Origin of the sequence: Hylemonella gracilis ATCC 19624, assembly GCF_000211835.1 — a bacterium.
In the GTDB taxonomy this organism is placed as follows: Bacteria; Pseudomonadota; Gammaproteobacteria; order Burkholderiales; family Burkholderiaceae_C; genus Hylemonella; species Hylemonella gracilis.
The window spans coordinates 1-21,876 of the sequence record NZ_AEGR01000052.1; the positions used below are offsets into that span (position 1 = coordinate 1).

At 68.0% G+C, this 21,876-nt stretch carries 19 protein-coding genes; 16 read left to right on the forward strand and 3 right to left on the reverse strand.

Annotated elements, in window-relative coordinates; all coding sequences use genetic code 11:
• Positions 1-148: 148 nt before the first annotated feature.
• From rpoZ to HGR_RS06990, 3 genes are all read right to left on the reverse strand, one after another.
• Positions 149-352 carry a DNA-directed RNA polymerase subunit omega gene (gene rpoZ / locus HGR_RS06980; RefSeq protein ID WP_006297469.1) on the reverse strand — a complete coding sequence of 68 codons (204 nt, stop codon included), beginning with the start codon at positions 350-352 and terminating at the stop codon, positions 149-151.
• A 68-nt stretch (positions 353-420) separates the two neighbouring features.
• Positions 421-1,041 carry a guanylate kinase gene (gmk, locus tag HGR_RS06985; protein ID WP_006297470.1) on the reverse strand — a complete coding sequence of 207 codons (621 nt, stop codon included), beginning with the start codon at positions 1,039-1,041 and terminating at the stop codon, positions 421-423.
• Positions 1,042-1,082: 41 nt separating this feature from the next.
• On the reverse strand, positions 1,083-2,075 hold the full coding sequence (locus tag HGR_RS06990) for a YicC/YloC family endoribonuclease (RefSeq protein WP_039852768.1): 993 nt from the start codon (positions 2,073-2,075) through the stop codon (positions 1,083-1,085).
• Positions 2,076-2,247: 172 nt separating this feature from the next.
• Here HGR_RS06990 and HGR_RS06995 point away from each other — a divergent pair, with 172 nt between their 5' ends.
• The 16 genes from HGR_RS06995 (at position 2,248) to HGR_RS07070 (ending at position 21,867) form a co-directional block, all read left to right on the forward strand.
• Positions 2,248-3,261 carry a serine/threonine protein kinase gene (locus HGR_RS06995; RefSeq protein ID WP_006297472.1) on the forward strand — a complete coding sequence of 338 codons (1,014 nt, stop codon included), beginning with the start codon at positions 2,248-2,250 and terminating at the stop codon, positions 3,259-3,261.
• 18 nt (positions 3,262-3,279) lie between these two features.
• Positions 3,280-4,044 carry a ribonuclease PH gene (gene rph / locus HGR_RS07000; RefSeq protein ID WP_006297473.1) on the forward strand — a complete coding sequence of 255 codons (765 nt, stop codon included), beginning with the start codon at positions 3,280-3,282 and terminating at the stop codon, positions 4,042-4,044.
• 10 nt (positions 4,045-4,054) lie between these two features.
• Positions 4,055-4,663 (forward strand): non-canonical purine NTP pyrophosphatase, encoded by a 609-nt coding sequence (locus HGR_RS07005; RefSeq protein ID WP_006297474.1) that lies wholly within the window; start codon positions 4,055-4,057, stop codon positions 4,661-4,663.
• 442 nt (positions 4,664-5,105) lie between these two features.
• Entirely contained in the window at positions 5,106-6,299 is a 1,194-nt protein-coding gene (hemW, locus tag HGR_RS07010) for a radical SAM family heme chaperone HemW (RefSeq protein WP_006297475.1), read from the forward strand.
• Between the two features lie 129 nt (positions 6,300-6,428).
• The gene (locus HGR_RS07015; protein WP_006297476.1) at positions 6,429-7,238 is read left to right on the forward strand and encodes a CBS domain-containing protein; all 810 of its coding nucleotides are present in this window, start codon (positions 6,429-6,431) and stop codon (positions 7,236-7,238) included.
• 208 nt (positions 7,239-7,446) lie between these two features.
• Positions 7,447-8,982 carry an efflux RND transporter periplasmic adaptor subunit gene (locus tag HGR_RS07020; protein WP_039852769.1) on the forward strand — a complete coding sequence of 512 codons (1,536 nt, stop codon included), beginning with the start codon at positions 7,447-7,449 and terminating at the stop codon, positions 8,980-8,982.
• 29 nt (positions 8,983-9,011) lie between these two features.
• Positions 9,012-11,009 (forward strand): MacB family efflux pump subunit, encoded by a 1,998-nt coding sequence (locus HGR_RS07025; RefSeq protein WP_006297478.1) that lies wholly within the window; start codon positions 9,012-9,014, stop codon positions 11,007-11,009.
• Positions 11,010-11,048: 39 nt separating this feature from the next.
• Positions 11,049-12,527, forward strand: a complete 1,479-nt coding sequence (locus HGR_RS07030; RefSeq protein WP_006297479.1) for an efflux transporter outer membrane subunit — start codon at positions 11,049-11,051, stop codon at positions 12,525-12,527.
• Between the two features lie 177 nt (positions 12,528-12,704).
• A complete protein-coding gene (locus HGR_RS07035; protein ID WP_237701385.1) occupies positions 12,705-13,388 on the forward strand; it encodes a PepSY-associated TM helix domain-containing protein in 684 nt (227 codons plus the stop codon).
• A 31-nt stretch (positions 13,389-13,419) separates the two neighbouring features.
• Complete coding sequence (locus tag HGR_RS07040) at positions 13,420-13,986, forward strand: DUF2271 domain-containing protein (protein WP_406564766.1); 567 nt, start codon at positions 13,420-13,422, stop codon at positions 13,984-13,986.
• 53 nt (positions 13,987-14,039) lie between these two features.
• Positions 14,040-14,969: a DUF4198 domain-containing protein gene (locus tag HGR_RS07045; RefSeq protein WP_006297482.1), complete on the forward strand. Its 930-nt coding sequence runs from the start codon at positions 14,040-14,042 to the stop codon at positions 14,967-14,969.
• Positions 14,970-15,065: 96 nt separating this feature from the next.
• On the forward strand, positions 15,066-16,214 hold the full coding sequence (locus tag HGR_RS07050) for an FAD:protein FMN transferase (protein ID WP_006297483.1): 1,149 nt from the start codon (positions 15,066-15,068) through the stop codon (positions 16,212-16,214).
• 25 nt (positions 16,215-16,239) lie between these two features.
• A complete protein-coding gene (locus HGR_RS07055; RefSeq protein ID WP_006297484.1) occupies positions 16,240-17,760 on the forward strand; it encodes a sulfite reductase subunit alpha in 1,521 nt (506 codons plus the stop codon).
• 114 nt (positions 17,761-17,874) lie between these two features.
• The gene (locus HGR_RS07060; RefSeq protein ID WP_006297485.1) at positions 17,875-19,131 is read left to right on the forward strand and encodes an imelysin family protein; all 1,257 of its coding nucleotides are present in this window, start codon (positions 17,875-17,877) and stop codon (positions 19,129-19,131) included.
• A 7-nt stretch (positions 19,132-19,138) separates the two neighbouring features.
• Positions 19,139-20,746: a di-heme oxidoreductase family protein gene (locus HGR_RS07065; protein ID WP_006297486.1), complete on the forward strand. Its 1,608-nt coding sequence runs from the start codon at positions 19,139-19,141 to the stop codon at positions 20,744-20,746.
• Positions 20,746-21,867 (forward strand): imelysin family protein, encoded by a 1,122-nt coding sequence (locus tag HGR_RS07070; protein WP_006297487.1) that lies wholly within the window; start codon positions 20,746-20,748, stop codon positions 21,865-21,867. Before HGR_RS07065 ends, HGR_RS07070 begins: the two co-directional genes overlap by 1 nt.
• Positions 21,868-21,876: the final 9 nt, after the last annotated feature.

The following is a 21,876-nucleotide window of genomic DNA, read 5'->3' on the forward strand; positions in this document are numbered from 1 at the left end:
GGCGGTAGCCGGAGCCGGGGGCGCGACGGTGGTGGGGGGCATGAAGTGACTCACGGCCGAATGGTAGCGGGCAATAAAAAAGCACCGCGTGGGCGGTGCTTTATTTGTAGGTTTTTTGACGTTTTTCTGAAGACCGGGCCTGAGTGACTCAGGTCGGGACTTTCTTGAGCATTTCCAGGCCAACCTTGCCTTCGGCGATTTCACGCAGGGCGGTCACGCCCGGCTTGTTCTTGCTCTCGATCTTGGGCGCGTGGCCCTGGCTCAGCATGCGGGCGCGGTAGGTCGCGGCCAGCACCAGCTGGAAGCGGTTGGGGATCTGCTGCAGGCAGTCTTCGACGGTGATGCGGGCCATGGTTCTGCTCCAGGTGCCGGGCGGCGAGGGCGATCTCGCGGACCGGCGGGTCATACAGGGGAAAACGTTCAGGGGAGACGCAGTGCCTCGAAGGTCTCGGGCCGGGCCCGGCGCTGGGCCGGGTACCGGAGCCGCTGGGCTTGCACGACGAGTCGCAAGTCAGCCAAGGCGCGCTCAAACTGGTCGTTGATTATAACGAAATCGAAGTGCGGGGCCTGGGCCATCTCCGTCGCCGCGTTTTTCAGGCGCAGGGCGATCACGTCCTCGCTGTCCTCGCCGCGCTTGATCAGGCGGGCCTGCAGCTCCTCCCAGCTGGGCGGCAGGATGAAGAGGGTGGCCGCGGCCGGGAACAGCTTCTTGATCTGCATCGCGCCCTGGTAGTCGATTTCCAGCACGATGTCCGTGCCGGCCAGGATGCGGTCCGCGATCGACTGGCGCGAGGTGCCGTAGCGGTGGTTGTGCACGTTCGCCCATTCGACGAAGGCGTCGGCAGCCACCATGGCGTCGAAGGCGGGGGGGGAGATGAAGTAGTACTCCCGGCCGTGCTGCTCCTGACCGCGCGGCGCCCGCGTGGTGTGGGAGATAGAGAGCTGCAGGCGGGTGTCCTGCGCGAGCAGTGCGTTGACCAGGCTGGACTTGCCCGCTCCGCTGGGGGCGGCGATGACGAAGAGGTTGCCAGGGTATTCCATGGCGGGATTCTAGAGGTCTGGTGCAAGCCGGGTGCCCGACGTCATTCCAGGTTCTGTACTTGTTCCCGCATCTGCTCGATCAGCACCTTCATGTCCACCGAGATACGCGTGAGTTCCAGCGTCGCCGACTTGGAGCCCAGGGTGTTGGCTTCGCGGTGCAGTTCCTGGATCAGGAAGTCCAGCCGCTTGCCGAGCTCGCCGCCTTTTTTCAGCAAGCGCTCGATTTCGTCCAGGTGCGCGCCCAGGCGTGTCAGTTCCTCGGCCACGTCGATGCGGATGGCGTAGGCCGTGGCTTCCGTCAGCGCCCGGTCCTGCGCGGCCTCGGGGGTGGCGCTGCCTTCGGACAGGTTCATCGCTTCTTTCCAGCGTTCGAGGAAGCGTTGACGTTGTTGCTCCACCAGCTGGGGCACCAGCGGGCCGGCCTGGGTGGTGAGCTGGCGCAGCTGCGCGATGTGCCCAAGCAACATGGCGGCCAGCCGCGCGCCCTCGCGCTCGCGGGCCTGCAGCAGGGACTCCAGAGCCTGGCTGGTGAGCTGCTGGGCCAGGGTGCCCCAGTCTTGCGGTTGTGCACGGCGTTCGCTTTCATGCTGCTGCGCGGCCAGGCGCAGCACGTCGGCCACGCTGAGTTCGCGCGCGGTCGGCAACCAGGTGCGCACGCTTTCCTGCAACGTGCCCAGGCGCTGCAACAGGCGTGGGCTCGGGTCGCCCAGCGCCTCGCCGTCGCCGGTCTCGATGAAGGCGCGCAGTTCCACCTTGCCGCGTTTGAGCTTGCCCTGCACCAGTTCGCGCAGGGCCGGTTCGGCGGCGCGCAGCTCCTCCGGCAAGCGCAAGGTCAGGTCGAGGAAGCGGCCGTTGACTGAGCGTATTTCGATGCCCAGGCGCGCGCCGGGCGCGGGTGAGGCTGGGCTGGCCGCGGACGCCGAGGAGAAGGCCGAATGGTCCGCGGAGCTGGAAGTGCTTGGCGTGCCCGTGCCAGGGTCCTTGCGCGCCTCGTGCTGGGCGCTGGCGTAGCCGGTCATGCTGTAAACTGACATGGCTGTCCTCTCTGGTGATTCTGGTGATGCGTGGCGCCGTGATCGATGCGGCGCGATGGATACGGGTGCGGCCATCCCTGCGACATCTTGCGACCGCGTCGCGACCAGCACCGGAAAAGCGACGAGCATAACCGCACCGCCTTCTTTCCTTCCCCACCACGTCACGTCCACGATGGCCAAGGTCAAGCCCGCCCCCTTGTCGCCCGAGACCATCGTCGGCGGGGGCTACCGCATCGTGCGCAAGCTGGCGGCCGGAGGATTCGGTGTCGTCTACCAAGCCACCGACGCCGCGGGCCAACCCGTGGCGATCAAGGAGTATTTGCCTGCTTCGCTCGTGACGCGCGGCCCCGGTGAGCTGTTGCCCCAGGTGACATCCGAGCGTCTCTCGCTCTATCGCCTGGGACTCAAGAGCTTTTTCGAGGAAGGGCGCGCGCTGGCGCAGATTTCCCACCCCTCGGTGGTGAGCGTGTTGAATTTCTTCCGCGACAACGACACCGTCTACCTGGTGATGAATTACCTGGAAGGTGCCTCGCTGCAGGAGTTCATCATCACCGCGCGCGAGCAGAAACAGCAAAAGGTGTTCCGCGAGTCCACCATCCGCTCGCTGTTCGACGAAGTGCTGCGCGGACTGCGCATCGTGCACCAGCACAAGATGCTGCATTTGGACATCAAACCCGCCAACGTCTTCGTCACCGACGACAACCGCGCGGTGCTCATCGACTTCGGCGCGGCGCGCGAAGTGCTGGCCAAGGAAAGCAATTTCGTGCGCCCCATGTACACGCCCGGCTTTGCCGCGCCCGAGATGTACCGGCGTGACGCCGCGCTCGGTCCCTGGACGGACATCTATGCCATCGGCGCCTGCATCTACGCATGCATGCTGGGTTATCCGCCCCACGAGGCACCGCAGCGCTTGGATAAGGACCGCTTGACCACGAGCTTGGCGCGCTTGCGCGGCGTCTATTCCGACAACCTGATTGATGTGGTGGCGTGGTGCATGGCGCTGGATCCGCTCTCGCGCCCTCAGTCGGTCTTCGCCCTTCAAAAAGAACTGAGCCGCGAGAGCGAGTTGCGCTACACGCGCCTGACACCGCGCGAGAAAATGCGCATGCGCTTCGACACTTGGGTGTCCCAGTTGCGCAAGACCTTGCGCGGTCTGGCCGGCCTGCCCGCGGTCAAAACCCGCTGAATCATTTCTCCTTCCATCATGAACTCCAGTTCCGACCGCGGTGCATCCGCCACCTTGCGTGCCGACCAGCGCGCAGCCGACCAGTTGCGCGCGGTGCGCATCACCCGCCACTACACCGTGCACGCCGAGGGCTCCGTGTTGATTGAGTTTGGGCGGACCCGCGTGCTGTGCACCGCCTCGGTCGAGGAGCGCGTGCCCCCGCACAAGAAGGGCAGCGGCGAGGGCTGGGTGACGGCGGAATACGGCATGCTGCCGCGTTCCACCCACACCCGCAGCGACCGCGAGGCCGCGCGCGGCAAGCAGAACGGACGCACCCAGGAAATCCAGCGCCTGATTGGCCGCAGCCTGCGCGCCGTGTTCGACCTGAAAGCCCTAGGCGAGCGCACGATCACGCTGGACTGCGATGTGCTGCAGGCCGACGGCGGAACCCGCACCGCGGCCATCACTGGCGCCTGGGTCGCGGCGCAGGACGCGGTGAACACGCTGATCGCGCAGGGGAAGCTCACGACCTCGCCCATCATCGCGCCGGTGGCGGCGGTGTCGGTGGGCATCGTCGAAGGCCAAGCGCTGTTGGATCTGGAATACACCGAGGACTCGGCCTGCGACACCGACATGAACGTGGTGATGACCGTCAACGCCGCCGGCGAGGGCCACTACATCGAAGTGCAGGGCACAGCCGAGGGCGCGGCCTTCAGCCGCAAGGAGATGGATGCCTTGCTGGCCCTGGCCGAAAAAGGCATCCACGAATTGGTGGCCTTGCAGCGCCAGGCCTTGGCTGCATGAGGTGTCCGTCATGAAGCTGGTGCTCGCATCGAACAACGCAGGCAAGCTGGCCGAGTTGCAGCAACTCTTCGCCCCTCTGGGCGTGGACCTGGTGCGGCAAGCGGATCTGAACATCCCCGAGGCGCCCGAGCCGCACCGCACCTTCGTTGAGAACGCCCTGGCCAAGGCCCGGCATGCCTGCAAGCTCAGCGGCCTGCCGGCTGTCGCCGACGACGCGGGCCTGTGCGTGGACGCCTTTGGCGGGTTGCCCGGTGTGGACACGGCCTACTACGCCACGCAGTTCGGCTATGAGAAGGGCGATACCAACAATGTGCGCGCGCTGCTGGAGCAGATGAAAGGCGTGCAAGGACCGGGCAAGCGTCGCGCCGCGCTGGTCAGCACCCTGGTGGCCCTGCGTTCCGCCGACGACCCCGAGCCCCTGATCGCCGTGGGCCGCGCCGTGGGCGAAATCACGCAGGCGCCCGTGGGCGACCAGGGTTTCGGCTTCGATCCGGTGATGTACATCCCCGCCTTCGGCAAGACCTTCGCGCAACTGCCGCCCGAGGTGAAGAACGCACACAGCCATCGCGGACAGTCGGCCCGGCAGATGGTGGCGTTGATGCAGGAGCGTTGGTTCTGAGCGTGAGGTTCAGCTTCGCCATCCTTCAGTGGTGGGCGCAATGGAGAGAGCTGCTGCGATGAAGTGGCGCGCGCGAGCCGTGAGCAACTCAGCCAGACGCTAACTGCCAGCACACCCTTCCTGCCGGATCGTGCGCAAGGCCAGCCCCAGGCCAGTGCGCGATTTCGGTGGCGGCATGGTCGGGGCCATGAACGCCGCGCACGCTGCAAGTGCAGCGTGCATCGTGAACTGATTTCCGACTTATCTGTCTGACCAGAGCGGTCGCGTAGCGAGCGCGGCGGGAGTTAAGTCGGACAGGCGTTCAGGGCCCTGACTATGCGCAGTTTGCGCAGCAAACCGCCACCGCATGAGCGCGTTGGCCTGGGGCTGGCCTTGCGCGCATGCCACGCCTCCATGCATGGTGAAGTGACTCAGCGTCTTGCCTGAAAATACGTACCTCACCATGCACGACATCCAACACTACATGCGCCCCGGCACGCTGCAATTGCCCAGCCTGCCGCCGCTCTCGCTCTACGTGCACTTGCCCTGGTGCTTGAAGAAGTGCCCGTATTGCGATTTCAATTCGCATGAACTCAACCCAAGGGAAGTGCCAGAACAACGCTACCTCGATGCGCTGATTGCCGACCTGGAAGCTTCCTTGCCCCTCATCTGGGGCCGTCCGGTGCAGAGCATCTTCATCGGTGGCGGCACGCCCAGCCTGTTCAGCCCGACGGGCATCAACCGCCTGCTCAGCGACATCCGGGCTCGGCTCAGGCTTGCCGCCGACTGCGAGATCACGCTCGAAGCGAACCCCGGTACTTTTGAGAAAGACCGTTTCGCGGCTTTCCGAGCGGCGGGCGTCACGCGGCTGTCCGTCGGCGTTCAAAGCTTCAACGACGCGCATCTGAAAGCGTTGGGCCGGGTGCATGACCGCGCGCAGGCGCTGGCCGCGCTGGAAGAGGCCGCGCGCAGCTTCGAGACCTGGAACCTGGACCTGATGTACGCCCTGCCAGGGCAGAGCCTGACGCAGCTGGACGCCGACCTGGACGCGGCGCTTTCGTTCGCACCCCCGCACCTCTCGGTCTACCACCTGACCATCGAGCCCAACACCTATTTCGCCAAGTTCCCGCCCCAGACCCCGGACGAGGACACGGCCTACGCCATGCTGGACCGCATCACCGAACGCACGGGGGCTTCGGGCCTGGGGCGTTACGAGGTCTCGGCCTACGCCCAACCCGGCCATGGCTGCCGCCACAACCTCAATTACTGGCAGTTCGGCGATTACCTCGGCATTGGCGCGGGCGCGCATGGCAAGCTCAGCTTCGCCCACCGCGTCATCCGTCAAGTCCGTGCGCGCGAGCCGCGCCTGTACATGGAACGGGCGCTGTCCGCGGACCCCGGCAGCGCCGTGGTGCAGGACGAGGAGGTCAGCCGCGCCGATCTGCCGTTTGAATTCATGCTCAATGCCTTGCGCCTGAGGGAGGGCTTCGCGCTGCAAGACTTCGCGGACCGCACGGGCCTGGCCTTGACCGCGATCCAAAAGCCGCTGGAAGAAGCCGAGCGCAAGGGCTGGCTCACGCGCGACCTGAACCGGGCCTGGCCCACGGAACAGGGTTTTGATTTCCTGAGCGATCTGCAGGCGCTGTTTCTGCCGTGATGCCCCCTTTGGGGGACTGGAATACCCCCTCAGCCTGGGGCCTGCGCGCACACTGCCGCATTCGGCGCTTCATTTACCTGCTCAGTCTGCCGTTATAGAGAGCAGGGCGATGAGACCTGAGGAGATGGCATGTTCTCGATCTATGGTGAAAACGGCCGCATCTTCCGCGGCGCGATGGAGGACCTCTTGCGCGTGGAGGCCTTGCGTGGCGTGATGCGCGCGCGGCGGCTTGCCGGGCAATCGCTCGACCCGCGCAGCCCCGTGCCCTCCGTGATTCGCAGAACCCCCGCCCATTGGGCGTACGAGGGCAGCGTGCCGCCCGCCCAGACCGACGACGGCGTGGTGCAGCAAGCCACCGAAGCCCCGCGCCGTAGCCTGGCGGCGGGTGCGGCCTTGTCCGCCTACGCCCGGGCCAGCGGGCCAGCGCGCGAGCGTCAACCTCTGCGGCGCGTGGTGGACGTGATGACCCGCAAGCCCATCACCGTGAGCGCGGACGCCACCGTGTTCGATGCCTGGCGCCTGCTGGGTGAGCGTGGCGTGGGGCAGGCCCCCGTGCTGGCCGGCGCGCGCAGTGCCACGCCGGGGCGTCTCGCCGGGTTGATCAGCCGGGCCGAGCTGCTGGACTTGCGCCGGTTTCCCCGGCCCGATGCCCCCGCCGATGCCTGGCGCGAGTTCATGATGCAGCCGGTGTCCGATGTGATGTTCAGCCCGGTGCCCGCCGTCAGCCCAGACGCGGATCTGCGCCGTGTCGCCCGCGTGCTGCTCGACGCTGACCTGCCCGGCCTGCCGGTGCTGGAAAGCGTCGAGGGCGGGGAGGAGGACGGGGCGCGCGGGTTCGCGGGCAGCGGCCCCAAGGACGGTGAGCTGGTGGGATTCATCTCCCGCAGCGACTTGCTGCGCGCGGTGGTGAACGACCCACCGCTGGATCTTTGGGGCTGAGGCGAGCCCGCACTCGCCTTTCCTTGCCTGCCGCCCGACCCAGCTCGGGCGACCTCTCCATATTTGCGACAATCGCGCGCCGCAGAACGCGGCCCCCGATCTGCGGCATCCCACGGAAGGGGCAAGAACATAGTTCTTTACAAACGAGACGCAATACCGTTCCGCCGCGCGGGCATGATGCCTCGCTCTCATTTTCGACGCCCCACCCATGCCATCTCCCCAAGCCACCTCACGCCGTCACCGCTCGCGCCGCATCGCCTTGTGGATGACGCCCCTTGTGCTGATCGGCGCGGGCTGGGGCGGCTGGCAGTGGTGGGAGCGCAAAAGCAACGCCCAATCCAGTTATCTCACGGCCCTGGTGCAGCGGGGGGACATTGAGGACGTGGTCACCGCCACGGGTCTGTTGCAGCCGCGCGACTACGTGGATGTGGGCGCTCAGGTTTCCGGGCAACTCAACAAGATCCTGGTCGAAGTCGGGAGCGAGGTGCAGGCCGGGCAATTGCTGGCCGAGATTGGCGCCGAGCAGTCGGCTGCGCGGGTGACGGCCAATCGCGCGTCCTTGCGCGCGCAGCGCGCGACCCTGGCGCAGCGGCAGGTGGAGCTGGCCAAGGCCGAGCGGGACTTGCGCCGTCAGAAGAACCTGCTGGCCGACGAAGCCACCACCGCCGAAGCCGTCCAGAACGCCGAGACCACCGTGCTGTCCACGCGTGCCCAGATCCAATCGCTGGAAGCGCAGATCGAACAAGCCGACGCCAGCATGCAGGTGGAGGAAGCCAACCTCAAGTACGCCAAGATCTACGCGCCCATGGCGGGCACGGTGGTCAGCATCAGCGCGCGTCAGGGCCAGACGCTCAACGCCAACCAATCCGCGCCAACCATCCTGCGCATCGCGGACCTGTCCGTCATGACGGTGCAGGCTCAGGTGTCCGAGGCCGACGTCAGCCGCCTGCGCGTGGGCATGCCCGTGTATTTCACGACCCTGGGCAGCGGCGGTCAGCGCTGGCAGAGCACGTTGAAGAAGGTGGAGCCCACGCCCACGGTGACCAACAACGTGGTGCTTTACAACGCGCTGTTCGACGTTCCCAACCCGCAGCGCCGGCTGATGTCTCAGATGACCGCGCAGGTGTTTTTCGTCGTCGCCCAGGCCAAGGGGGTGCTGACCGTGCCAATGGCTGGCTTGACGATCCAACGTGGCGCGCAGGGGCCTCGCGCAGGGGCCGGCTCCGCCAATGGCGGCGCTGCGGGACCGGCGGCGGGCGCGGCGGCCTCCTCCCCAGGTGCTCAAGTTGCGCAAGGTGCGTCGGGTGGTGTCGGCGGAGCGGGTGGAGCCGGTGGAGCAGGGGGGGGCCAGGGACCTCGGCCAGATTGGCAGAGCTTGTCTCCCGAGGAGCGTGAGCGCCTGCGCGCGGAACGGCGCGCCAATGGCAACGCGGGCGGGCCGCCGTCAGGGGCCTGGGGGGGCAGTGGCGCCGGTGCTGGTGCGGGTGCTGGCTCGGGTGGCGCCATGCCCGCGCGCCGTGCCGTGGCCAAGGTGCTCACGGCCGAAGGCGTGCAAGAGCGCGAAGTGCAAGTGGGGGTGAGCAGCCGAGTGGTCGCCGAAATCCTCTCGGGCCTGCAGGAGGGTGAGCGGGTCGTGACCGGTCAGCGCCAAGCCGGCGCGCCGTCGGCCGCAGCCGCGGGCGGTGGCAATAACCGTGCGGGCGCGGCGCCGTCGGGCATGCCGCCCCCGGGTGGCATGCGGTGACCGGGCTCCCCGACATCATGAGTGAGTCCATGAGGGCGCACGTGGCCCAGGGCGTCGCCGAGCCGGTGGAACGCGGCGCGCGGGTGCCCCTGATCGAATTGCGCGGCATCACCAAGACCTACCGCAACGGCGAACTCGCCACGCGCGTCTTGCACGGCATCGACGTGACGATTTATCCGGGCGAATTGGTCGCCATCGTCGGTGCCTCGGGTTCCGGCAAGTCGACCCTGATGAACATCCTGGGCTGCCTGGACCAGCCCACCACGGGCAGCTACCGCTTCATGGGCCGCGACGTGGCGGCGTTGTCGCGCGACGAGCTGGCCGCGCTGCGGCGCGATGCCTTTGGCTTCGTGTTCCAGAGCTACAACCTGATCGCCACCGGCACGGCGGCCGACAACGTGGAGGTGCCCGCGGTCTACGCGGGCGCGCCGCCTCAAGAGCGACGGGAGCGGGCCGGTGAGTTGCTGGAGACGCTGGGCCTGGGTGAGCGCAGTCACCACAAACCCAACCAGCTGTCAGGCGGTCAACAGCAACGCGTGTCCATCGCTCGCGCCTTGATGAACGGTGGCCCGGTCATCTTGGCCGACGAACCCACGGGCGCGCTCGACAGCAAGACGGGCGAGGAGGTCATGGCCTTGCTCAAGAGCCTGGCCAGCCAGGGGCACACCGTCATCATCATCACGCACTCGGCCGAAGTGGCCGCGAACGCGCAGCGCGTCATTGAAATCAAGGATGGTCACATCGTCGCGGACCCGGGGCCAGCGCCTCAACTCCGGCAAGATGCCCGGCCCAAGACCTCGTATTGGGCGCAGCACTCCGGCCGTGTCTCCTACACCGACGAGCTGATCGAAGCGGCCAGGACGGCGGTGCGGGCCCTGCGCTCCAACGTCTTTCGGGCGGTGCTCACGCTGCTGGGCATTGTGATTGGCGTGGCCTCGGTGATCGCCATGCTGGCCATCGGGGACGGCGCCAAGCAGGTGGTGATTGAGCGCATCAGCGCCATGGGCAGCAATCTGCTGCTGGTGCGCCCAGGCGCGCCCAATTCGCGAGGTTTTTCCAACGTGGCCACGCTGGTGCTGGCCGACGTGCAGGCCATCAACCGCGAAGTACCCAATGTGCTGGCCGCGGTGCCCGAGCAAAACAGCAACGCCACCTTGCGGTACCGCGACGCGGACTACAGCAGCAGCGTGCTCGGCACCTCCTGGCAGTACCCGCAGGTGCGGCAATGGCTGCCGTCCAGCGGCTCTTTCTTCACCGAGGAAGATCAGCAGAACTACGCCACCGTGGCCGTACTGGGGCAGACCGTGGCGCGCGCCCTCTTTCCCGGAGGGCAGGACCCGGTCGGTGAATTCATCCTGGTCAACAACCTGGTGTTCCAGGTGGTGGGCGTGATGAGCGCGCGGGGCGCCTCGCCCTTTGGTCAAGACCAGGACGACGTGGTGCTGGTGCCTTACGAGACCAGCCAGTTGCGTCTCTCTGGCCAGCGTTTCCTGCGCAACGTGACCGTGGCGGTGCAGGACGTCAGCCGCATTGACGAGACGCAGGCGGCGGTCGAGGCCTTGCTGGCCCAGCGCCATGGCGTGATCGACTTCCAGCTGCGCAACATGGCATCCATCATCGAGACGGCCAGCGAGACCCAGGACACCATGACGGTGCTGCTCGGCTCCATCGCGGCGATCTCGTTGCTGGTGGGTGGCATCGGCGTGATGAACATCATGCTGGTGAGCGTGACCGAGCGCACGCGCGAGATTGGCATCCGCATGGCCACGGGCGCGCACGAGCGCCACATCCTGCAGCAATTCTTGATCGAAGCCTTGCTGGTGTCCGCGCTGGGCGGCCTGATCGGCGTGTTCATCGGCTTGGGCGTTGCCGCCGTGATCGCCGCGGCCGGCACGCCGGTGCAGTATTCGGTTGCCCCCGTGGTGCTGGCCTTTGGTTGTGCCTTCGCGACCGGTCTGGTCTTCGGTTACCTGCCCGCGCGCAAGGCCGCGCGGCTGGACCCGGTGGTGGCCTTGGCCTCGGAATGAGCGAGGCCACCGATGGCAACAGGCATGAAGTGTCGTGACATGAAACCCACACCCACCCAGACCCAGGGGCACGCGGGCCGCCGCCTGGGCTTGCTCTTGCCCGTGGCTCTGTTGCTACAGGCCTGCGCCAGCACGGCCCCGCCGGCCGATCCGGCCGGGGCGGCGGCGCGCGCCAAGGTGCAGATGCCCGCGGGCTGGCGGGTTGATGCGCCCGCCGCCGAGTCGCCCTTGATCGACGGCGGCTGGTGGACGGCTTTCCAGTCGCCCGCCCTGGAGCGCTTGATCACCGAAGCACAGGGGGACAGCGCCGAGTTGCGCATCGCCTACGAACGCATCCGCCAGGCGGAGATCACCTTGCGCCAGAGCGGCGCCTCGCGCTGGCCCTCGGTGAACGCCAGCGCCGGTGCTTCGCGCAGCCGCAGCAGCACGGCGGGGGTGGAGACCACGCGCGAGTCGACGAACTTGGGCGTGTCGGCCAGCTATGAGGTGGACCTCTGGGGCCGCGTCGCCGACAGCGTTCGCGCTGGCAACGCCAGCCTGCGCGCGAGCCAGCACGACTGGCAGGCCGCGCGCCTGAGCTTGCTGGCCGGCGTGGCGGGTCAGTACTTCCAGTGGCTGGGCTTGAGCGAGCGCGTGGCTTTGGCGCAGGCGAATCTGGCTCGGACCGAGCGCCTGCTGACCATCGTGGAATCCCGGCTGCGCAATGGCGTGGCCACGCCGCTGGAGGTTTCGCAGCAGCGCAGCACCTTGTTGAGTCAGCGTGTCAGCTTGCTGGCCTTGCAGCAGCAGCGCAGCCAAAGCGCCACCGCGCTGGCCCTGTTGCTGGGGCGCCAGCCCATCGGTTTCTCGCCCGAGGCTTACCTGTCGGCCTCGGGCGACGCCACCGCCGTGGCCTCCAACGACTTCGCGGCCTTGCGCGTGCCCGAGCTGGCGCCCGGCTTGCCGGCGGCCTTGTTGACGCGCCGCCCCGACCTCGCCGCCGCCGAGGCGCAATTGGCCGCGGCCGATGCCAACGTGGACGCGGCGCGCGCGGCCTTGCTGCCCACGGCCTCCTTGTCCGCGTCGAGCACCATGACGTCGGCCAGTCTGTTCAGTCTGGCCGATCCCACGCGCGGCATCTCGCTGGGCCTGTCCCTGGCGCAGAGCCTCTTTGACGGGGGCCGTCAGCGCGCGCAAGTGCAGCTGAGCGAATCCCAGCGGTTGGTGTTGATCGAAAACTACGGCCAGGCCGTGCGCACGGCGGTCAAGGAAGTGGGTGACGCCCTGGGGCAGGCCGGCTACAGCCAGCAGCAGGAGGACCTGCAGCGCGAACTCGTGGCGCAAGCCCAAGCCTCGTTGCGCTTGGCTGAATTGCGCTACCGCGAGGGCAGCGGTGACTTGATGTCCTTGCTGGACGCGCAGCGCAGCTTGTTCAGCGCCCAGGACAACCTGAGCGTGCAGCGCTTGGCTCGCCTGCAGGCGGTGCTGGATCTGTACAAGGCCCTGGGCGGGGACTGGGCTGCGCCGCCCAAGGTCTGACGCCGTTCTCAGGCAGCGGCCAATGCCAATGCCCAGCCGGGCAGGGCCGGGGCGTGCATCGCCGCCCTTGTTCTGGCTGTGTCATGGGGCTGGGGCCGCGACCATTCCGAGGGCCGTTTACCCGGCATTTACCTCGAAGTGAATGAGAATGATTTTTAAATAGATATACTCCCCAGCGTGAAAACCCCCGGAGCCTCCTCTTTGCCCGCCGAAGCCGTCCCGCGTTCCGCCGCATCCCAGCGCGCGTGGTGGCTCAAGACCTTGCACCAATGGCACTGGATCAGTTCGGCCCTGTGCCTGATCGGCATGCTGCTGTTCGCTTTCACCGGCATCACGCTCAACCACGCGGCCGACATCGCCGCCAAGCCCGAGGTGACGCGGCGTGAGGTGCAGCTTCCTCCTGAATTGCTGGCCTTGCTGCGTGGCGCGGCGGCCGCCGAAACGCCCGCCGGTGACGATGCCCCTTTGCCGCCCGCAGTGAGGACGTGGCTGAACGGCGCGCTGTCGCTGGACTTGCCCGCGGAGGCTCCCGCCGAGTGGTCGCCCGAGGAGGTTTACCTGCCCTTGCCGCGCCCCGGAGGCGATGCCTGGCTGCGCATCACGCGTGACGCGGGCGAAGTGGAGTACGAGTTGACGGACCGGGGCTGGATTTCCTGGCTCAACGACTTGCACAAGGGCCGTCACACCGGCTGGGCCTGGAAGTGGTTCATCGATGTGTTTTCCGTCGCGTGCCTGTTGTTCTCCATCACGGGCCTGCTGATCCTCAAGTTCCATGCGGCCAACCGCCCCAGCACCTGGCCCCTCGTCGGTCTGGGGTTGATCGCGCCGTTGTTGTTGCTCATTCTGTTTGTCCATTCCTGAAGCGAGGAGTTTCCTGCCCATGTTGCCTGCCATGACGATCTCTTACACCAGCGCTCGGCCCGCCACTGGCATGGCCCGCGCCCTGCCTTGGGCCGCGCCGCTGGTCGCCGCCTTTGGCCCCGCGGCGGTGTTCGCGGCCGACCTGTCGCTCACCGTGGAAGTGCCGCGCCTGGACGTGGCCGAGTACCACCGGCCCTACGTGGCGATCTGGATCGAGAAGCCCGACCAAAGCTTCGCCGGCAACCTGGCCGTCTGGTACGACCTCAAGATGCGCAACAAGGAAGGCACCAAGTGGCTCAAGGACATGCGGTCCTGGTGGCGCAAGAGCGGACGTGAACTCGACATGCCCGTGGACGGCATCAGCGGCGCCACCCGCGCGCCGGGCGCGCACACGGTGAGCTTTGGCGACAACAGCGTGCTCAAGTCCCTGCCCGCGGGTGAGTACCAGCTCGTGATCGAGGCCGCGCGTGAAGTCGGTGGACGCGAGCTGCTGCGCCTGCCTTTCGTCTGGCCCGCCAAGCCTGGTGCCAAGGCCATCAGCAGCGAGGCCCGCGGCGAGACCGAGCTGGGCGCGGTCAGCGTGACGGTGAAGCCGTGACTCTGCCGGGAAGTCTGCAAGCCAATTCAACGAATCTGCAAGGAAACCGACCCATGAAGAAACACCTCTCCCGTCTCGCATCCACGGTCGCGCTCGCGGTCTCGGCCGCCGCGCTGTGGCTGCCCACGGCCGCGCAGGCCCATCGCTCCTGGCTGCTGCCCTCGGGCACCGTGTTCGCCGGGCAGGATCCCTGGGTGACCGTGGACGCCGCCGTCTCCAATGACATCTTTTACTTTGAGCACTTCCCGGGCAATCTTGAGAACCTGGTCGTCATTGGCCCCGATGGCAAGCCGGTCGAAGCCCAGAACCAGGCCAAGGGCCGCTATCGCAGCGTGTTCGACGTGAAGCTGGAGCAGGCCGGTACCTACCGCATTGCCCTGGTCAATGACAGCCTGAACGCCAGCTACAAGGTCGGCAACGAAACCAAGCGCGTGCGCGGCACGGCCGAGAGCCTGCGCAAGGACATCCCCAAGGACGCTCAGGATGTGCGCGTGACGCGCTCGCAGACCCGCATTGAGACCTTCGTGACGCGCGGCAAGCCCAGCGGCGAGGCCCTCAAGCCCACGGGCCGCGGCATCGAACTGGTGGCCGTGACGCATCCCAATGACCTGGTCGCCGGTGAGACCGCGACCTTCCGCTTCCTGGACGACGGCAAGCCCGCTGCGGGCTATGGCGTGACCGTGATCCTGGCTGGCAAGCGCTACCAGGACAAGCTGACCGAGCTGAACCTGGACACCGACAAGAACGGCGAGATCAAGGTCAAGTGGCCGCAAGCCGGCATGTACTGGTTGGAGGTGGAGCCCGCGCGCCCGGCCGCTCCGCAAGGCGGTCCGCAGGCGGGCGGCCCCGGCATGCAGCCCGGTCCGAATGGTCAGGGTGGTCCTGGCATGCAAGGCGGTCCTGGCCCCGGCCCCGGCGGCACGCTGGACAAGCCGGCCCGCCGCGTGGGCTACAGCCTGACGCTCGAAGTCCTGCCGCAATAAGCGTATCGCCCGCGCGGGGCGCTGGGCCCGGTGTCGCGCTGCGTCGCGGCTGGGCTGCTTCCTGTCGGGCGCTGGACCTGCTGATTGGCCGATGGGATGAGCCCCCCTGTTTGCGCCCCCGCTGCCGATGCCGTCCGGGTGCTGCTGCCCTTGCGTCTGGACGAGACCGTGATGCCCGTCCTCGGCGCGCGCCTTCACGGCGTGGACGGCGCCAGCATGGGCACGACTTGGCGCGTGCTCTGGGTGGCCGACGGAGGGCGAGCGGCCGATCAGCGGCATGAACAGGAAGCGGCGGTTCGCGCCGCGGTGCAGGCTGAGCTGGATTGTGTGATCGCCCAGATGAGCCATTGGCGGCCCGATTCCGACCTGGGGCGGTTCAACCGCGCGTCGGCGGGCACGGTGGTCCGCTTGCCGACCGCCTTTGCCGAGGTGCTGAGTGCGGGCTTGCGGCTGGCCGACTTGTCCGGCGGCGCTTTCAACCCAGCGGCCGGTGCCTTGGTCAATCTCTGGGGCTTCGGCCCGTCCTCCGATTTGCTCGATCCGCCCGGCGTGCACAAGCGTTACGACGAAGCGGGATTTCACATGCCCACGCAGGCGGCCGCGCAAACGGCGCTGGGGCTCTGCGATTGGCGTGCCTTGCGCTTTGATGGGCGGGACTGCATCGTCCAGCCCGGAGGCGTGCAGCTTGATTTTTCGGCCATCGCCAAGGGCTATGCCGTGGACCGCATCGTCTCGCGCTTGCGGGCCATGGGGCTGGCCCACCTGCTGGTCGAGGTGGGCGGGGAGCTGCGCGGCGCGGGCTATGGTCTGGGCGGGCAGCCCTGGTGGGTGGAGCTGGAGTCCCCCAGCGCCGCGTCTCACGCCGGGCTGCCGCGCACCCGCATCGCCTTGCATGGTCTGTCCGTCGCGACCTCGGGCGACTACCGTCGCTGCTACACCCGCGACGGCCAGCGTTTGCCCCACACCATTGATCCGCGCGATGGCCGTCCCATCGCGCATGGATTGGCCTCCGTCAGCGTGCTGCACGAGGAATGCCTGTGGGCCGATGCCTGGAGTACGGCCTTGACCGTGCTGGGCCTGGAGCCTGGCCTGGCCCTGGCGCGCGAGCACGGCATCGCGGCGCTTTTCGTTCAGCGTGTGCAGCGCGAGCCTGACCAGGGCGGCGAAGGCGAGGCGTTCCGCGAGGTGCTCACGCCCGCCCTGCAAGCACTGGCCGGCGCCTCTGATGAAGACGAGGCGCCCTGACGCCGCGCCGCATGAAATGGTTCCGATGAAGTTTGTTCAAGCCCTGCTCGTGCTGTTGGCTTACGGTGCCTTTTGCGCGCTGATCGTCTGGCGGCACCGCCAGCGTGCGCGGGCTGCCGCCCAACGCGCGCAAGCCCTGCTGCACAGCGCCGTGCCCGGATCGAGCGCAGGTGGCACGCTGTGGTGGGTGGTGCATGCCAGCCAGACCGGCCAGGCCGAGGCCTTGGCGGAGCAGACCGCGCAGGCTTTGCACAGCGCGGGGCTGGCGGTGCGCCTGCTGCCGCTGGGGCGCTTGCGTCGCGAGGATCTGCAAGGCATCGAGCGCCTGCTGTGCATCGTCAGCACCTATGGCGAGGGCGACGCGCCCGACAGCGCGGCGGTCTTCGTGCGCGATCTCATGGAGGCGCGTGGTCAGGCCGATGCGCAGCGTGCGGATGCACCTCCGCGCTTGGAAGCGTTGAAGTTTGGCGTGCTCGCCCTGGGCGACCTCAGTTACGCGCAGTACTGCGGCTTTGGTCGCGCGCTGGATGACTGGTTGCAGGCGCGCGGCGCATCGCCCCTGTTCGAGCGCATCGAGGCCGACCGCATGGCCCCCTCAGCCTTGCTGCGCTGGCGCGAACAGCTGGGCACCCTGATCGGGGCGCACGGCGTGGCGGGCGCGTCGGGTGTCGCGGACCTGCCCGATTGGGAGACTCCGCCGCTGCAAGCCTGGACCTTGCGCGCGCGCCGCCACCTCAACCCTGGCAGCGCGGGCGGACCCGTGCACCACCTCGAGTTCGTGCCTGAGCAGGGCGCCTTGCCGGTCTGGGAAGCGGGCGACTTGGCGCAGATCGAGGTGCCCGGCGCCCCCGGTGTGCCGCGCGACTACTCCATCGCCTCGGTCCCCGCCGATGGCGCCTTGCACCTGCTGGTGCGGCAGACCCGGCGCACGCAAGCCGATGGCAGCAGCATCCCCGGCCTGGCCTCGGGCTGGCTGACGGCGGCCGGCGAGCATGGCCTGTCCGTGAAGGGCCGCGCCATGCTGCGGCTGCGCGCGCACAGCGCTTTCCGTCAGGGCGCCAACGCCTCGCGTCCCCTGATCCTGATCGGCAACGGCACCGGTCTGGCGGGCCTGCGCGCTCACATCCGCGCGCGGCTCGTCCAGTCAGCCCAACCTCAGCCTCAGCCTCAGCCGGTGGGCGGGGCGGGGCCAACGCTCTGGCTGATTTTTGGCGAGCGCCACGCCGCCACCGATGCCTATTACCGCGAGGAGTTGCAAGCCTGGGCCGCGCAAGGCTTGCTGCGGGTGGACTGGGTGTTTTCGCGCGAGCAAGCGCCAGCCCAGCTGGGCCAGCGCCGTTATGTTCAGCACGCCTTGCGCGATGCCGCGCCCGAGTTGCGCGATTGGGTGACCGGCGCGCGCGGACAGCCCGGCGCCGCGATCTATGTCTGCGGCAGCCTGCAGGGCATGGCGGGCGAGGTGGATGCCGCCTTGCGCGACATCTTGGGGGAAACCGATCTGCGCCAGCTCGCGGACGAAGGCCGCTACCGCCGCGACGTGTATTGAGCGGCCGAAGGCCACAAAGCCGTTGCGCTCACCTGTTGCCCGCAGGGGATCATCGCTTCTGTCTTAGAATTGAGAACTATTTTTATTCTCGAAATCGACCACCGAGGAAGCCGCATGAAGTTTCAAGCACGCACGCAACTGTGGACGTTGGGCGCATCGGGCGCCGCCCTGGTTCTGGCCGCTGGCCTGAGCAGCCTGAACGCCGCCGCACAAACCCCAGCGCACACGCCGGCCGGCAAGGTTGAGACAGCCGCCGCCCCGGCTGCTGCTGTCACGGCCAAGACCGTGGTGGCCCACTACGCCACGCTGGTGCACGCGAACTACGAAGACACCTTGCTGGCTGCGCTGGAGCTGCAGAAGTCCGTCCGCGCCTTCATCGCCGCGCCCTCGCAGGCCCGGCTGGAGGCTGCGCGCAAGGCGTGGCTGGACGCGCGCGAGGTCTACGGCCAGACCGAGGCGTTCCGCTTTTACGGTGGCCCGATCGATGACGAGGAAGGTCCCGAGGGCCGCATCAACGCCTGGCCCATGGACGAGTCTTATGTCGACGGCGTGGACGGCAAGCCCGGCAGCGGCCTGATCAACGATCGCAAGTTCAAGATCACCAAGGCCAGCCTCTCCGAGGCCAATGAAAAGGACGGCGAGGAAAACATCGCGACCGGCTGGCATGCCATCGAGTTCATGCTCTGGGGCCAGGACCTCGACGACAACGGTCCGGGCCAGCGCGCTCACACCGATTTCGTCGATGGCAAGACCCCGAACGCCGACCGCCGTCGCCTCTACCTCAACGTGGTCACGGACCTGCTGATCGACGACTTGCGTTTCCTGGTGCAAGCCTGGACTCCGGCGAAGGCGGGAGCCAAGAAGAACTACCGCGTCACCTTCGAGCAAGGCGGCAGCGAGTCCGTGCGCAAGATCATCGTGGGCCTGGGCTCGCTGTCGCGCGGCGAGCTGTCGGGTGAGCGCATGGAAGTGGCGCTGAACACGCAGGACCAGGAAGACGAGCATTCCTGCTTCTCCGACAACACGCACCGCGACATCGTGGCGAACGCGACCGGCATCCAGAACGTCTGGCTCGGCAGCTACAAGCGCCGCCCTGGCGCCAAGGGGCCGCAGACGCTGGAAGGTCCGTCGCTGCGCGCCCTGGTCGCGGCCAAGGACAAGGCGTTGGCCGACCGCGTCACGGCGCAGATCGCGCAGTCGGTGGCCGACGCCGAGCGCATTCCCGCGCCCTTTGATCGCGCCATCCTGGACGGCTCGCCGGGCCAACCCCTGATCAAGAAAACCATCGCCAGCCTGGTGGAGCAGTCCAAGCTGCTGGTCGAGTCCGCCTCGGCGATTGGCATCACCCAGCTGACCTTGGTGGAGCCCTGATCGCGTCATGACCGAGTTCGAACACAAGACGGTGCGTCGGAGTTCACGGCTGCGCGTCGTGGCGGCCGGTTTGCTCGTGGCGGTCCCCGGCGCCTTGGCGGTCTCCGCGCTGCTCGCGCAGACGCGCGCGCCGCAGCCGGACCCGGCGACCGATGCCGCCGAACGCGCCGCGAGCGAGCGAACCGCGGGCAAGGGCACGGTCTGGGCCACGGGCCAGAACGCCTTTTCCTTTCCCCTTGCCAACCTGAACGACGCCGAGCGCACGCGCTTCGTCATCGGCAATTCCTTCTTCAAGCGCAACTGGGTCGAGGCCCCGGCTTCGACCAAGGCGCGTGATGGTCTGGGCCCGCATTTCATCGCCCGGTCCTGCGCGGGCTGCCATGCGTTGGATGGCCGCAGCGCGCCGCCCGACTGGGCCCGCACCCTGCTGCCCGGTGCGGACGCAGAGACCAGCGTCGGCCTGCTGCTGCGCTTGTCCATCCCTGGTCAGCCTGATGCGCAGCATGGCGTGGTGCCCGACCCGGTTTATGGCGACCAGCTGGGCACGGCGGCCGTGCAGGGCGTCGTGCCCGAGGGTCACATCGAGATCCGCAGCCGGCCCATCGAGGTCCGCTTTGCCGACGGCGGCACGCACACCCTGCAACAACCGATCTACAGCATCACGCGACTGGGCTACGGGCCCATGGCGCCCAATGTGCTCGTCAGCCCGCGCGTCGCGCCCCAGGTGATCGGCATGGGCTTGCTGGAAGCGATTCCGGAGGAGGAGATCCTCGCCAACGCCCGCGCGCAAGCGGCCTTGAATAGCCCGCTGACGGCTGCCATCAAGGGCCAGCCCAACCGGGTCTGGGACGCCTTCGCGGGCCGTGAGGTGCTGGGCCGTTTTGGCTGGAAGGCCAATGTCGGCAGCGTCGCGCACCAGACCGCGGGCGCTTTCCTAGGCGACATCGGCATCACTTCGCGCGTGAACGGGCGCGAGGCCTGCACGGACGCGCAGACCGATTGCCTGCAAGCCGCGCACGGCGGCGGCAAGGGTGCTGACCGGGCGAACGGTCGCAAGACCACGGTCTTGTTGACTGCGGCGCAGGCCAGCTCCGAGCAGCCCGAGATCGACGACCCCACCCTGAACCAGGTCATCTTCTACACCGCGACCCTGGCGCCGCCCGCGCGCCGACGCGTCAACGACCTGCAGGTGCAGCAAGGCCAGGCCCTGTTCCACCAAGCTCAGTGCGCGGTGTGCCATCGGCCCAGCTACACCACGTCGACGCAGGACAGCAGCGGCGCGGGCGGGTTCCCGCGCTTGGCCAGCCCGGCCCTCAAGGGCCAGCGCATCTGGCCCTACACCGACCTGCTGCTGCACGACATGGGCGAGGCATTGGCCGATGGCCGACCGGACTTTCAGGCCAACGGCCGCCAGTGGCGCACGCCGCCGCTGTGGGGCATTGGGCTGATCCGCGACGTGAACGGCCACCAGCGTTTGCTGCACGATGGCCGTGCCAAGGGCGTGCTCGAAGCGGTGCTTTGGCATGGCGGCGAGGCCGAGGCCAGCAAGCAACAGGTGCTGAAGATGAGTGCCCAGGAGCGCGCCGCGCTCGTGGCCTTCCTGGAGTCGCTGTGATGCGGGCCTCGGCGTGCCTGAGTTGGCTGCGCGCAATGCCGCTCGCGTGCGCGGTGAGCCTGGGCCTTGCCGGACTCGTCAGTGCCCAAACCGCGCCGCGCCTGGCTTTTCCGTACTACACGGCCGAGCAGGCGCTGACCGGCCTGTACGCCCGCCAACTGCCGCCGCGCGCGCAGGCTTTCGACATCTCGGCACAGGCCCTGGTGCAGGCCACGCAGGCGCATTGCCAGGGCCGCATCGACAAGGACGGCTTGCACGCCCAGTGGCAGCAGACCCTGCTGCGTTGGCAGGCCTTGGCCACGCCCGCCCTCGGGCCGCTGGTGCAACGTCGCAGCCAGCGCCAGATCGACTTCTGGCCCGTGCGCCCGAACTTGATCGACAAAGCCTTGAAGGGCGCGCCGCGTGACCTCGCCGACATGGCGCGCGTGGGGACACCCGCCAAGGGCTTCGCGGGATTTGAGTACCTGCTGGCCGAGTCCCCGGCCACCGGTCTACAGGGCGAGGCGAACCGTGGCCGCTGCACCTATGCCCTGCTCGTCGCCCAAGGCATCGCCGCCGAAGCCCGTGCCTTGCGCGCTGACTTCGAGGGGCTGGCGCAACGTGACTGGCAGGTGGACGAGGAATCCGCCGATGCCGAGGCGCGGATTGCGCAGACCCGCGCGGCCTTCGCCGAATGGGTGAACCAATGGCTGGGCGGACTGGAGCGCCTGCGTTGGCTCCAAATGGAACAGCCGCTGGTGAAGGCCCAGACCTCAGGCAAGCCGCCCGCTTTTGCGCGCCAAGACTGGGCCGACAACCTGGTCGACTGGCGCGCGCAATGGGACAGCCTGCGCGCCCAGGCGCTGCTGAGCGACCCGCAGGCCGTGCCACCTGTGCCGGGGCAGGCCTTCGTGCCCATCGAAGCCCTGCTCTACGGCAAGGGGCAGGTGCAGTTGGCCGCGCGCTGGCGGCAAGCCCTCACCGCTGCCGATGCCGCGCTTGGACGGCTGGGCTCAACCTACAGCAGTGCCGACCTGGCAGGCGCGACGCGCCAGCTCAAGGAACTGACCGTGCTTTACCAGCAGCAAGTCGCCGCCGCGCTGGACGTGCCCCTGGGCTTTTCGGACGCCGACGGGGACTGAGAAGAGCAG